This is a genomic window from Gammaproteobacteria bacterium (assembly GCA_028817225.1).
GTDB lineage: Bacteria > Pseudomonadota > Gammaproteobacteria > Poriferisulfidales > Oxydemutatoraceae > Oxydemutator.
This window is the reverse complement of record JAPPQC010000019.1, coordinates 46,586-59,473: the sequence shown is the minus strand read 5'-3', so window position 1 is coordinate 59,473 and position 12,888 is coordinate 46,586. Positions and strand designations below refer to the sequence as shown.

The window sequence follows — 12,888 nt, the reverse complement described above, 5'->3', positions numbered from 1 at the left end:
CGGTGGCGTCCATCGGCGGCCTGGTGCAGGTGCTGCCGATTGTCATGCAGCCGGTGCCCGTCACCGAAACCGCCGTGCTGCACACGCCGCTGCAACTGGCCGGGCGCGGCGTTTATATCCGCGAGTCGTGCATGCTGTGCCACTCGCAGCAGGTGCGCCCGCTGCTGGCCGAAGTGAAACGCTACGGGCCGTACTCGCGCGCCGAAGAGTTCGTCTATGAACGACCTTTCCTGTGGGGCTCCAAGCGCACCGGCCCCGACCTGCACCGCGTCGGCGGACGCTTCAGCGACCACTGGCACCGCGCGCACCTGATGGATCCGCAGCGCGTGGTGCCGGGCTCGATTATGCCGGCCTATCCATGGCTGGCCGCGCGCCGGGTTGACACCGACGCGCTGCAATCGCGCATGCGCGCGCTGCGCCTTCTCGGCCACCCCTACACCGACGCCGACCTCAAGACTGCGGGCGACATCAACGCCACGGAGATGGACGCGCTCATCGCCTACCTGCAATCGCTCGGCCACGCCAACGGCGCCGCACGATGACCTGGTTTATTTTCATCGGCGATCTGGTGGTCATGGCCGGCATGATTGTCGTGGCGGTGTGGGTCTTCCTGCGCGCCAACGCCGCCGACCTGGACGACGCCGCGCGCATTCCGCTCGACGACGACGGCGATGTTGACAACGATGGCGGCGGCGGTGACAACGGTGACGCCCATGGCTGAACTCAGCGCCGGTTTCTGGCACGGCTGGATTGTCGGCCTGACTGTGCTCAGCCTGATTGCGCTGGGCTGGCTGACCGTCAGCGTCTATTTCTCGCGCCGCGAGCAAGGCGGCGGGCCGGATGATGTGGTGTGGGACGAAACCCTGCGCGAAGAGGCCCATCCGGCGCCGTGGTGGTGGTTTGCGCTGCTGCTCGGGCTGCTGGTGTTCACCGTCATCTATCTGATTTTGTATCCCGGCCTCGGCGACTACCCGGGCATGCTGCGCTGGACGCAAGAGACGCAGATTGAACAGAGTTTGAACGCCGACGCCGACGCCAACGCCGGCACACGCGCCCGATGGCGCGGCCTGAGCGCCGGCGAACTCGGCGCCGACGACGCCGCCATGCGCACCGCCGGGCGCCTGTTCCGCAATCACTGCGCCGCCTGCCACGGCGAGGACGCCGGCGGCATCACCGCCATCGCGCCCGACCTGACCGACAGCGAATGGAACTGGGGCGGCGATGAGGCGCAAATCCGTCAGACCATCACCGCCGGGCGCCACGGCGTCATGCCGCCGATGGGCGAGTTGCTCGGCGAGACCGGCGTGGATGAAGTCGCCGAATTCGTGCTGTCCGCGCTGTCCGCGCCGGGCGGCGATGCCGCGGCAAACAGCGCCGGGCGCAACAAATACCAGCAATTCTGCGCCGCCTGCCACGGCCCCGACGGCAAAGGCAACCCGGTGCTCGGCGCCCCCGACCTCACCAACGACCACTGGTTCTACGGCGGCGACCCGGCCACCGTACGCACCACCATCCGCGCCGGACGCACCAACCAGATGCCGGCCCAGGGCCAACGCCTGAACGAAACACAAGTGCAACTGCTAACCGCCTGGCTGCTGACACAACACCGCACACCGACCCGCTGACCCGATGGGATTCAAAGCCTGATATAATCAGGTTGGGCGTCACAGGAGCCGTGCGGGGCAGTGAGTGTGTAATCCCGGGTGGCCGCAATCCGCAACATGCGCGATACCACCCCTTCGTTCACAGGAGCCGCGCGGGGCAGTGAATGTGAACACGTCGAGCGCAGCCGCAATCCTGTGTTTTCGACTCCTCCCTGCCCGCCACTTGCCGCCTTTTCCGCTGTAGGGAAGCAAGCATGTTATAATGCTGGCGAGAGCGGGGTTGGGTGCCTGGTGGATGGCAATATCAATGACCAGCGCGCCCCACCGGATAGGGTTGCCCCTGTGGTCGGAACTGTGCCCGCTCTCACTTCATCTTCTTCTTGTAAAGCAGAACGCCCTGTCGCTGCTTGTCCATATAACTCCAGCCTGTCTTGAAAAAAGTTGTCAGGAAACCCCCACCAGCATTTTCACATACGATTGCCATAAACTTGTAGTCCTTGCCTGCAAAGACTTTCAAGTAACGTTTTCGGCAACTCCTGTACTCCGGATAAAACACCAGCCAGACTTCGTCCGGGTTTTCCAAGGTTGGCAGGATAAAGCCTGCATATTGCTCGCGCCCTGCGGCCCTGTCCTCTGCGATGTGCTCTAACCGCTGCCGATTGATGACAACATCTTCAATCGGTGTTTTGACTGTTCTCATGGCTTTATCACCGAACAAAGCTTTGGCAAGTGCATCGACAGCACCAGCCTTGCCTGTCTTTTTCTGCCGCAATGGGGGGGCCTCAGGCAGTTCCCACTTTTCCTTCCGGGCCGGCTTCGCCGAGTATTTGCCGCCCCTCGCCCTCCTGACAAGGTCTCTGCCCACCCTTCCTGCCCGCGCGCTTATTTCAGCAGTTGGTCGAGGGAGCGGTAGCTGACGGCTTCCAGCAGGTGGGGGCGGGCGATGGTGTCGGTGGCGGCGAGGTCGGCGATGGTGCGGGCGACTTTCAGCACGCGGTAGCAGGCGCGGGCCGACAACTGCAAACGTTCCGCCGAGCGGGTCAGCAGCGCGCGGTTTTCGGCTGACAGGCCGCAGAACTTTTCGATTTCCTTGTTGCCGAGGCAGGCGTTGGGACAGCCCTGGCGTTCCAGTTGCCGCCTGCGCGCGGCGACGGTGCGCTTGCGGATAACATCGCTTGACTCGCCGCGCCCGCTGGCGCCGCCGTTCTCCAGATGGCTCCAGCGAACGCGCGGCACGCGGATGTGGATGTCAATGCGGTCGAGCATCGGCGCCGACAGGCGGCGGTAGTAGTGCATCAGCCTTTGCTCGCTGCACGGGCAGCGGCCCGTTTCGTCGGTGTCGGAACCGTCCGGGCACGGGTTCATCGCCGCAATCAACTGGAAGCGCGACGGGTAACTGACGCTGTAACCGGCGCGCGAGATGTGAACCATGCCGCTTTCAATCGGCTCGCGCAGCGCGTCAAGCGCCTGGCGGCTGAATTCCAGCAATTCATCAAGGAACAGCACGCCGTTGTGCGCCTTGGAAATCTCGCCCGGCCTCGGTTCGCTGGCGCCGCCGCCAACCAGCGCCACCGCCGTGCAACTGTGGTGCGGCGAGCGAAACGGCCTGCGGTAGAAGTGCGCGGGGTCGGGCGGCTCGGAGCCGAGCGACATCACCGCCGCGGTCTCGACCGCCTCGTCCTTGCCCATCGGCGGCAGGATGCCCGGCAGGCGGTTGGCGAGCATCGTCTTGCCGCTGCCGGGGGAGCCGAGCATCAAGCAATGATGGCGCCCGGCGGCGGCAATCTCAACCGCGCGCACCGCCTGGCGCTGGCCGCGCACATCGCGCATGTCGGGCGCGGCGGGCGGCGCCGGCGGCTGGTGCGGGTCCACCCGCTTCATTTCCACTTCGCCGAGCAGGCCGCCGTACACTTCCAGCAGATGCGAGGCGGTGTAGATGCCCTGCCCGCCGACCAGCCCGGCCTCGGCGGCGTTGTCCTCCGGGATGACGAGGTTGCGGCGCGCGCCGGCGGCGGCCAGCACCGCCGGGATGATGCCGCGCACCGGCAGCAGCGAGCCGCTCAGACTTAATTCGGAGATGAACTCGCAGTTGTCAATCGCGTCCGCCGGCAACTGGCCGCTGGCCGCGAGGATGCCGAGCGCAATCGGCAGGTCAAAGCGCCCGCCTTCTTTCGGCAGGTCGGCGGGCGCCAGGTTGACCGTGATGCGCCGGCACGGAAACTCAAAGCGGTTTTGCGACAGCGCCGCGCGCACGCGGTGCTTGCTTTCGCGCACGGCGGTCTCGGGCAGACCGACGATGTGCATAACCGGAAGCCCCGGCGCAATGTGCACCTCGACCTTGACCGGAATCGCCTCAAGCCCGCGACACGCCCTGCTGTGAACGGTAGCCAAATGCATGAAATGCTCCTGGCAACGGATTGTCCGCATACGGGGCAAGGCGGCGCGCCGAACCCGACGAACGGTCGTTTTTGGCCGACGAACGGCGCAATGGGCTCTGTTCACATTGCGTGCAATTCTGTAAAAACATCACTGCATTAAAAACCGCAGCAATGCTGTATAGCTGCAGAATACCCGGAAGTTCCATGTTGCAGGACATCACTTGCAACCATTCGGATGGTGAGTTCATCTATGTTTTCATTGGTTTCTCTGGTTTGATGGTTAAGATTAAAAGCCAGTGAACACCGCCAGCGTTTTGCCGATGAAGTTGATTTATTTAGTGCTAAGCATGTTCTACCTCAGCGGGACGATAACTTGGATACGGTCACTACCCGCAGTCTGTTAAGTGGAAATCCAGCACTTTTTTATGATTTCCCACTTGCACAGAAACTTGGCCTATCTGTGAGGAAAAAGCAAAATGTAAAGACGGTGATAGCGATGGAGGCTGAGCGCAATTAGAGATGATTTCTCGCCTTGAGTTAACGGAAATTTCTGAGTAGTTTGTATGTGATTTTCCTGTTATCGGCCTCAATAACTTCAAGAAGAGCACCTTTATAGCCAACCGTGTTTGAAACTGATAAATCGTATTCGATGGAATTGGTAAAAGCATCCCTTGCCATACCACCGCTGAATTCGCGATAACTAATATTTAGCTTGTCGCCGATTCTCCCACTATAAATCAAGGTCTGCTGAAAGTTTTTTCCGGTTTCACTTGTCACAGTGTCACGCCGCCATTGCCCTTCGTAGCAAGCAGCAGTATTAGAAAATGAGGTAGCGACACATAATTCTGCATCTGCTTCCTTGCTTAAACACAATGCCAAAATAGGATCTACAATAGGATTTTTTGTCACTCCGATTGCAGAATAAAAATCGCGCTCCGAGTCACCTCCGATTTGCATGTATGTTCTCGCTGGTATGTTGTAAGCCCAACCATTGATTGGACTGAGTACCGTTAATGCGCCGTGTTTGGTAATCACCCCCTTTTCAACCAAGTGGTCACCAACAAATGCTGTGGTCACCACACCAATCGACGGATAATCAACATTCTGCACCGATATCCCACCACCGTACGGGATACTAGCGCATCCCAACAAGCCAAGAATGGCGGTTAAAGATATGAGTTTTCTTGCATATTTCATTGCAGCCTCCAAATGCGTGGACGAAATTGATTCAAGTGTGGGTTTTTTACGTCGAGCATGATGAACCCCCAGTTGGGTTATGCCTTTTGCAGGTCTCGACTGTCCCATGTGTAGTAATTAATGCCCCACTCTTTGCAGGTGTACTTGCGTCAATCACTAATAATAACGGCGTTAAGCTGCCAGCCAATCTCTTGTGCGTACGTAGCAGACTATGCATCCGGTGAGTCACTTTCGGCTTGTTTCAGGCGTTGTTCCAGTTCGGCGACGCGCTGTTGCAGGCGTTCAAGCAGGGCGACCTGGATGTCGTATTCCTCGCGGCTGACAAGGTTCATCTTCTGCAGCAGGGATTCAAGGCCGGCGCGGGTGTTGCGCTCGAACTCCTCGCGCATCTCGCCCGCCAGCGGCGGCAGGCCGCTAATCAGGTCCCTGACGAATTGGCCGATGGTTTCGGAATCGCGCATCCGTTTATCATACATCGTTTAGGGAAAATATGTGCAAGGGACTTATATACTATAACCTAGAAGTTGTGGTATAATGCTCATACAAATCTTGGTATTGCATTGATGCGGCGAAAGCCAAGCGTGGAGTGATACGAGGTTAGCCTTCGGGAACAGGACGGTAACCGGCCTGTCAAGTACCAAATGAAACCTGAATCTGCTTTTGCAGATTTGGGCATGTAATTCGCTAAATAAAGTTATGCCTTTATTCTCAATCAACAACGGCAATGTAAAGAAAATCCCACCTATCAAGGTCGGGCGAGAAAAAGACATCCAAAAGATATTTGAGGAAAACCTCAGCGAGATTTTGGACATTACTTTTCTTGCGAGCGAATACTCAACGAGTGGCGGGCGTATTGACTCGCTCGGAATTGATAACGGCGGCTCGCCAGTAATCATTGAATACAAGCGAAGTCAAAACCACAGTATTATCAATCAAGGACTTTCGTATCTCCGTTGGCTTCTGGACCATAAAGCAGATTTTGAGATGTTAGTGCAAAAGGCGAAAGTTAATCTTGAAATTGATTGGGATTCCCCTCGCGTTATCTGCGTTGCTGGGAGCTATAACAAATTTGATTTGGACACCGTTGACTTACTCCCTATAAACATTGAGCTTCTGAAATTCCGCATTTACCAAAACGATACCCTTTTGGTTGATCCAGAAACACAGCAGAAAACCTACATCCCAAAGTCAAAAGTTTTCGACAAAGGAAAGAAAGAAAAAGCGATTAAGGAAGAAGTCCATTATGCGCTTGAAGACCATTTCCGCGGGGAAAAGCCAAAAGCCAAGAAAATTTTTGAGGAAATCAATGAAAAAATTGTTGCTCTTGATGAATCGATTATTGTTGAGCCGAAAGCGAAGTATATCGCCTACAAACTAGCGACGAATTTTGTTGATATTGTCATAAAGCAATATGGCCTCAAAATTTATCTCAATGTACCAAGTGGTCAACTGGACGATCCACACGGCATTGCCCGCAATCTCACCAAGCCGAAGGAAATCAAACATTGGGGCAATGGCGACTATGAAGTGAAGCTTGAAAAAGAAGAAGAAGTTGACGAAGTTTTTGAGCTTATCAAGCAAAGCTATACCTACAACAAATAGCTTGCGGAAGACACTTAACGGATTTTTTTCGCCTTGACCAGATGCGACCTTCGCGCCATCATGGACAAACTGAACAATTATTCTTCGGAGTCAAACCGGTATGTTGCACTTGCGAGTTGAATCCGCAGTGATAAATAACGCCAAAAAAGCAGAAATCGAATCCGGCTAACCATCGCCCTGTCAACTCGCCTATATAATATCCCATCGTTTATAATGTAATGGCCGCCGCGCGGCGGGCAAAGCCGTGGAAACGCCATCAGAAAGGCCATGAGAGACAACACACTCAACAAGGAACAACGCATCCTGATTGCGATGCGCAAGACGCTTGCGGGCGTCGTCAAGGACACGACGCCGCTGCCCGGCAGGCGACACCTGCTGAAGGAAGGCACGATACGGGACATCCGCCACTGCTTCTCGCTGATTTCGGCGCGCGAGCGCGAACTGGCCGGCGAGAAAGCCGAAGGGGCGGAGCGCAAGGTGTCGGCGATGCGCCCGCGTTACGCCGACGAGCCGCACGACGAGAAAGTCGTGCCGGTGGCCGCCATCAAAAAAACAACCGCCCCAAACCAATAACAAGAACCAATAACAAGGGCCGATAACAAAAACCAATGAAAAAACTCGACATTCCCATCCGCATTGACGGCGTTGAACTGACGCCGGAGAACAAGTGCGGCTTCTGCACCAACAGCAAATGCTGCCACTATGTTACGCAGTCCATAGACGCGCCGCGCAGCAAGCACGACTTTGAACACCTGCTGTGGCAGGTGTCGCACGGCAATGTCCAGGCATACAAGGACTCCGACGGCTGGTGCCTGCTGTTCGAGACCAGTTGCGTGCATCTGCTGCCGGACGGCAAATGCGGCATCTACGAGGCGCGCCCGGAAATCTGCCGCGAGCATTCCAACGACTACTGCGAATTCGACGCGCCGGCGGAGGAAGGCTTTGACCTTCACTTCAAGGACTACCAGTCGCTGCTGAAATACTGCAAAAAGCGTTTCCCGCGCTGGGAACGCGGCTGATGGCCGGCGTGCCCGCCGCCTGGCTGCCCGCCGTGTGCCGCACCGCGCGCAATGCCGGGGCCGAGATACTCGACATTTACCAACAGGACTTCGGGGTTGAATACAAGCAGGACAAGTCGCCCGTCACCATCGCCGACCTGAAAGCCGACCGGCTGATTACCGCCGAACTGGGCGAACTGACGCCCGCCATCCCGGTGCTGTCCGAGGAAGACTCGCCCAACCGCTCCGCCGAAGAACGCGCAAGTTGGGGCACCTACTGGCTGGTGGACCCGCTCGACGGCACCAAGGGGTTCATCCGCAAGAACGACTTCTTCACGGTCAACATCGCGCTGATTGAAGACCACAAGCCGGTGCTCGGCGTCGTCTTCGCGCCGGCGACAAACCGGCTGTATTACGCGGCGCAAAACCACGGCGCGTTTTCGCAAAATGGCGACGCCGAGCCGCGCGCGATACGGGTGCGCGACACCGCGCGCGCGAAACCGGTGATTGCCGTCAGCCGCGAGCACATCAACCAGCCGACCCGCAAGTTGATTGAGCAACTGGGCGAACACGAACTGATCCGCGCCGACAGTTCGCTGAAATGCTGCCTGGTGGCCGACGGCAGCGCCGACCTCTACCTGCGCGTCGGCCCGACCTGCGAGTGGGACACCGGCGCAAGCCAGTGCATCCTTGAAGAAGCCGGTGGCCGCCTGACCGACTGCGCCGACCAGCCGCTGCGCTACAACACGAAAGAGTCGCTGATTAATCCGTCCTTCGTCGCATATGCGCCGGCGGCGCCGGACTGGCGGCGGTATGTGGAGGGGGAGTAGCAGTAGATTAAGGGGTGGAACAGTGCCGGAAACACCGGGCTCCCGGCCTTCGTGAAAAATGAAGGCATGCGAAACAGCGATGCAACAGAACTCCAATCAAATCCTGCACGGCGACAACCTGCCGTTTCTGAAGCGGATGGCGGATGAATCGGCGGCATTGATTTACATTGACCCGCCGTTCAACACCGGCAAAATGCAGTCGCGCAAGCGCATCAAAACCACGGCGGTGGCGGATGCGGCGCAAGGCGACCGGGTGGGTTTTGGCGGGCGGCGGTATGCAACCGAGGTGGTCGGCGACTCCGGCTATGCCGATTCGTTTTCCGACTACCTCGGCTTCCTGCGCCCGCGCCTGATGGAGGCGCATCGAGTTTTAACCGCCAACGGCAGTCTGTTTTTCCACATTGACTGGCGCGAGGCGGCAAGGTGCCGTTTGCTGCTGGAAGAGATTTTCGGCGGCGCGCGGCACTGCATCAACGAAATCATCTGGGCCTACGACTTCGGCGCGCGCTCGAAGAGTCGATGGTCGGCCAAGCACGACAACATCTATTGGTTCGCCAAAAACCCCGACGACTGCATCTTTAACTACGATGCCATCGACCGCATTCCGTATATGGCGCCGGGACTGGCCGGCGCGGCCAAGGCCGCGCGCGGCAAAACCCCGACCGACACCTGGTGGCAAACCATCGTGCCGACCAACGGCCGGGAAAAAACCGGCTACCCGACGCAGAAACCGCTGGCGATTTTGGAGCGCATCGTGCGCGTCCATTCCAACCCCGGCGACACCGTGCTGGACTTCTTCGCCGGCAGCGGCACAACCGGCGAGGCGGCGGCGAGGAATGGGCGGCAGTTTGTCATGATTGACGAAAATCCCGAGGCAATTCGGGTGATGGAAAAGCGACTGGGCGGCTTGGTGGACGCAAAACAACCGGAGAAAAGACATGCAAAATCCGGAATACGGGCGGAGCAAAGAGATATCAAACAGGCGGCGCTGCCATCTAATGGCCGACCCGCTCCTGCCAGGCCCGCGTGCTGATTTGCCCGTAAATCCGCTGGCCGGGTTTTCCGATTAAGCGTTTGATTGGAGCGCCGGCGGCGCCGGACTGGCGGCGGTATGTGGAGGGGGAGTAGGGGCGGGGTTATGCCGGGGGTGTGAGGGCGTCTTTGAGGAGGCTTTCGAGTTCCGGCGCCTGTCTGTCGGCAAAGAATATGCCCTTTTGCCGGCATTTCTCACGGGTTGACGGAATATCCCCTGATATATTCCCGGTTTCAATCTGTCTGAATGGTGTTACGGACCAGATATAGGAGTGCAGAAACAGTTCAGGGTTTTTCTCTTTAACCTTTTCCTCGGTTTTCTTGATGCGTTCATGCAGCCTTATCTTGGACTTCACCCTTCTGCCGGAGTGCACAAGCCCTTTCGGGTCTATGAACAAAATATCCTGCCTTTCTGAATCTTTAACCCAGAGAATGAAATCGGGATAGAACGAATAATCATCAAAGAAGGAAATGCCTTCTCCTCCGCTCAGATTGCGCATCAGATATATCTCCTTGTCTTGCAGAAACTCATCGTCCCGGTTTTCTATGACGGTTTTCAGGTATCTGACAAAGTTGGCCTCTCCATCGTTCAGGGCAACCGGGCTGATTTTGACGGATTCCCGCAAAGGGGCGTGAAGCAAGGGCCTGTAAGCGTGAAAACTCGGGGCAAGAAGCGTTACACCGCCTGACTCAAAATCTTCCCGGTAGTTGTCCCTTTTTACCGCCTCCACCAACTGCTCAATGTCGTGTATCAAGTCCTTTTCCCTGGCATCAACGGACAGTTCGTATTCCTTGACCAGTTTTTCTTCATCCAGCGCTGCAACTTCCATGTGCTCGTGCTCCCATTTGTTCCGCTCCTTGCGCCAGTAGCGGTTTGCGTACTCACAAATCAAGTCCGTTGCAAGGTCTTCCCACTCGCGCACTCTGCCGTATCCTGAACCCTCAAGTTTTTCAGGCGGAATGTAAAGCGTGTACCACTCACTGTTCCCGCTTTCAAGCAGTTCATCGACTGTTTCCTGCGAGATGGTCATGTTGTGCCAGGAAAACCGGCGTTTGCGCTCCAGCACCTTGTGATAGACAGACCTCTTGTTTATCAGCGCCAAATGTTTTCTCTCAAGTTTAAGTTGGTCGTCTTTCCCGCCGGCTGTTTCACCGGCTGCTTGCGTTCCGTCCGATTCAAGAATCTCCAGATGTTTGCGGATATCAAGCGTGATGGCGTCGCGCCCCTTATATTCTGGCGGCAAATCAAAACGCTCTTTGGAGTATTGAAATTCTCCCGCGTCATCCCGCTTTTTGATGACTTTCAGGCTCTTCGCATCTCTGAACTGCCTCGTTGTCGGCAGTGAAAAAGTTACCCGGTCAACCTTGACGCCTTCTTTTGCAAGATACTCCTTGAACTTATCCATATAGTTGGCCTTGAGGCCAAAGATATTGAGCGTTTCAAGCAGTTTGAGTTGGTCGCTGTCCGGCGGTGGAGTTACACCTTCAAGCGCGGTATGCCGCTTGAGCGACATTTCGTGCCCCTTGAGGCGCACCCCGCGGCCAAACATCTGGATTATCTGCGGCCCTTCGCCGGTGCCGACATGCATCAGCCCCATCGTGCTGACACGCCATGAATTCCACCCGGCGGCGAATTTGCGGGCGCCGATAATAATGTTGACCGGCGAGTTGTTACTGTCCACATCGGCAAAAAGCGGCTTGGCGAATGCGTTTTTGTCCAGCGCAAAGGGGCGCGGCTTTTCAATGGCCTCAAGCCGCGTGTAAAGTCCGGCGGCGTCACCCACATTGATAACGCCGAACGACTGGGCATCGCCTGCGGCCAGTTGCAGTTCATCGGCGCCGGTGAGATGGGATACATGCAGCTGGCCCTTGCCGAGGAAGACGGTCGAACACAAGTCGTCATAAATCTCCTGCGCCGTGCCGGTGATGCACGGGAAAGACTTGCTGAAAATGTCCACGCCTTTTTCATCTATGAGTCCCGTATTGCCGCTAATCAGTTCCCCGATGATTTTGACAACCGCTTTCCGGTCGCGCAGCACCCAAGCCAGAAACCGGATAATCCGGACGACATCGGTTTCAGTTGCCTCTTTGCCGGCACTCTTGCCGCCGGTAACAGTTTTGCCGAGAAAAACCCAGAGAGGTCGGGCGATATTGAAATCCCGCCACTCCCCGCCCTTGTCTTCATAGAGGTAGCACTGCTGGTAGAAACTCAAAAGGCAGGCCAGCAAGTAGCGATTGTTGGCCTCACCGTCATCGCTTTGTTGCAAGTTGGAGATTTTGTAATCTTTGCCGTAGCCATCGGCATAGAAAAACTTGTATGAATAGTCAAACAGGATTTGCTTGCCGTATTCATCGCGCAATTCCCTGATGCCTTCCCCGCTGCCGGCCACCGCCTGATTGAAGGTTGCCGAGTATTCAAAAGTGAAGCCGTTTTGGGCCAGTTGTTTGCGGCGTTTTCTCCACACCTTGCCGCCGGTTCCCAAGTGCCCCTCGTCCACCAGAACCAGGTTGTTTTCCTCAAACGATTCCAGCGCCACCCGCTTGATGCCTTTCTTTTCATCCAGTTTGTGCAGGTCAATGATGTCCACCACCGTGCCGCCATGCGAAAACATTGGTTCATCGTCCGAAAACAAGCGCGCCGGCATCCCGCTCGATTCCAGTTCGCGCAGGTGCTGGCGGGAAAGCCCCTCGTCCGGCGTTACCAATATGATTCTGTTGAGTTTGTGTTGCAGTTTATATTCTTTCAGGTAGTGCTGATATTGCAGAATGTTGGCGTGCAGAAGAAGCGTCTTCCCCGAACCGGTCGCGCTCTGGAAGGCGAGAGTGTGAATATCGTCAGTTGTGTAGTCGGGCATATCGGACAGGCGATTGTCCTCTTTCCACTTGTTTAATGCCTCAATCAGAGTCTCCTGATCCTGAAAGTACAAATCAAGGTAGCGCTCGGTAAAAAGCAGGGCAAGGTACTGAAACGGCTTCCATGTTCTGCCGTTGTCTTCGGTCATTCCCAGCGCATTGCTGAGAACGCCGATGTTTTCGTCATAGCGGGCAAGGTCATCTTTGGTTGCTCCTTTTGTATAGGGGTCTATGTATGTGGAAATCGCTTGCGAAAAACGGCTTGTTCCGTTCTCCATAAATCCTTTTGGCAGCCCATCCAGCCGCTTCAGCATATCGCGCAAGCTGCCGTAACCAAACTGGCCGCACATGAAGCCGTGCAACACCATTCTTTGTTCAAGAGTAGGCATTATCT

Annotated in this window: 14 protein-coding genes; 8 read left to right on the top strand and 6 right to left on the bottom strand. The window is 56.6% G+C overall.

All coding sequences use genetic code 11. From position 1 onward, the window contains the following. Positions 1–2 precede the first annotated feature (2 nt). From ccoO to ccoP, 3 genes are read left to right on the top strand one after another with little or no spacing between them, the layout of a single operon-like run. Positions 3–542 (top strand): cytochrome-c oxidase, cbb3-type subunit II, encoded by a 540-nt coding sequence (gene ccoO / locus OXU50_02670; protein MDD9868787.1) that lies wholly within the window; start codon positions 3–5, stop codon positions 540–542. After that, on the top strand, positions 539–721 hold the full coding sequence (locus OXU50_02665) for a hypothetical protein (GenBank protein MDD9868786.1): 183 nt from the start codon (positions 539–541) through the stop codon (positions 719–721). The genes ccoO and OXU50_02665 overlap by 4 nt, the downstream gene beginning before the upstream one ends. After that, positions 714–1,625, top strand: coding sequence for a cytochrome-c oxidase, cbb3-type subunit III (gene ccoP, locus OXU50_02660; protein MDD9868785.1), 912 nt, complete (start codon positions 714–716; stop codon positions 1,623–1,625). Before OXU50_02665 ends, ccoP begins: the two co-directional genes overlap by 8 nt. A gap of 343 nt (positions 1,626–1,968) precedes the next feature. Here ccoP and OXU50_02655 read toward each other — a convergent pair whose 3' ends face one another. From OXU50_02655 to OXU50_02635, 5 genes are all read right to left on the bottom strand, one after another. Next, on the bottom strand, positions 1,969–2,376 hold the full coding sequence (locus OXU50_02655; protein ID MDD9868784.1) for a PBECR2 nuclease fold domain-containing protein: 408 nt from the start codon (positions 2,374–2,376) through the stop codon (positions 1,969–1,971). A 110-nt stretch (positions 2,377–2,486) separates the two neighbouring features. Beyond that, positions 2,487–4,001 (bottom strand): YifB family Mg chelatase-like AAA ATPase, encoded by a 1,515-nt coding sequence (locus OXU50_02650; GenBank protein MDD9868783.1) that lies wholly within the window; start codon positions 3,999–4,001, stop codon positions 2,487–2,489. Next, the gene (locus OXU50_02645; GenBank protein MDD9868782.1) at positions 3,958–4,230 is read right to left on the bottom strand and encodes a hypothetical protein; all 273 of its coding nucleotides are present in this window, start codon (positions 4,228–4,230) and stop codon (positions 3,958–3,960) included. The genes OXU50_02650 and OXU50_02645 overlap by 44 nt, the downstream gene beginning before the upstream one ends. A gap of 289 nt (positions 4,231–4,519) precedes the next feature. Next, positions 4,520–5,287: a hypothetical protein gene (locus OXU50_02640; GenBank protein MDD9868781.1), complete on the bottom strand. Its 768-nt coding sequence runs from the start codon at positions 5,285–5,287 to the stop codon at positions 4,520–4,522. 101 nt (positions 5,288–5,388) lie between these two features. Further along, the gene (locus OXU50_02635; protein ID MDD9868780.1) at positions 5,389–5,640 is read right to left on the bottom strand and encodes an accessory factor UbiK family protein; all 252 of its coding nucleotides are present in this window, start codon (positions 5,638–5,640) and stop codon (positions 5,389–5,391) included. A gap of 235 nt (positions 5,641–5,875) precedes the next feature. On the opposite strand from OXU50_02635, the gene OXU50_02630 reads away from it, so the two are divergent. From OXU50_02630 to OXU50_02610, 5 genes are all read left to right on the top strand, one after another. Continuing rightward, entirely contained in the window at positions 5,876–6,781 is a 906-nt protein-coding gene (locus tag OXU50_02630) for a DUF5655 domain-containing protein (protein ID MDD9868779.1), read from the top strand. 267 nt (positions 6,782–7,048) lie between these two features. Then, positions 7,049–7,354 (top strand): segregation and condensation protein A, encoded by a 306-nt coding sequence (locus OXU50_02625; protein ID MDD9868778.1) that lies wholly within the window; start codon positions 7,049–7,051, stop codon positions 7,352–7,354. A gap of 35 nt (positions 7,355–7,389) precedes the next feature. Next, positions 7,390–7,800, top strand: coding sequence for a YkgJ family cysteine cluster protein (locus OXU50_02620; protein ID MDD9868777.1), 411 nt, complete (start codon positions 7,390–7,392; stop codon positions 7,798–7,800). Then, a complete protein-coding gene (gene cysQ / locus OXU50_02615; protein ID MDD9868776.1) occupies positions 7,800–8,609 on the top strand; it encodes a 3'(2'),5'-bisphosphate nucleotidase CysQ in 810 nt (269 codons plus the stop codon). The genes OXU50_02620 and cysQ overlap by 1 nt, the downstream gene beginning before the upstream one ends. Before the next feature lie 79 nt (positions 8,610–8,688). Beyond that, entirely contained in the window at positions 8,689–9,642 is a 954-nt protein-coding gene (locus tag OXU50_02610) for a site-specific DNA-methyltransferase (GenBank protein ID MDD9868775.1), read from the top strand. A 103-nt stretch (positions 9,643–9,745) separates the two neighbouring features. On the opposite strand, the gene OXU50_02605 is transcribed toward OXU50_02610, so the two are convergent. After that, a complete protein-coding gene (locus OXU50_02605) occupies positions 9,746–12,883 on the bottom strand; it encodes a DEAD/DEAH box helicase family protein (protein ID MDD9868774.1) in 3,138 nt (1,045 codons plus the stop codon). Between the last annotated feature and the right edge of the window lie 5 nt (positions 12,884–12,888).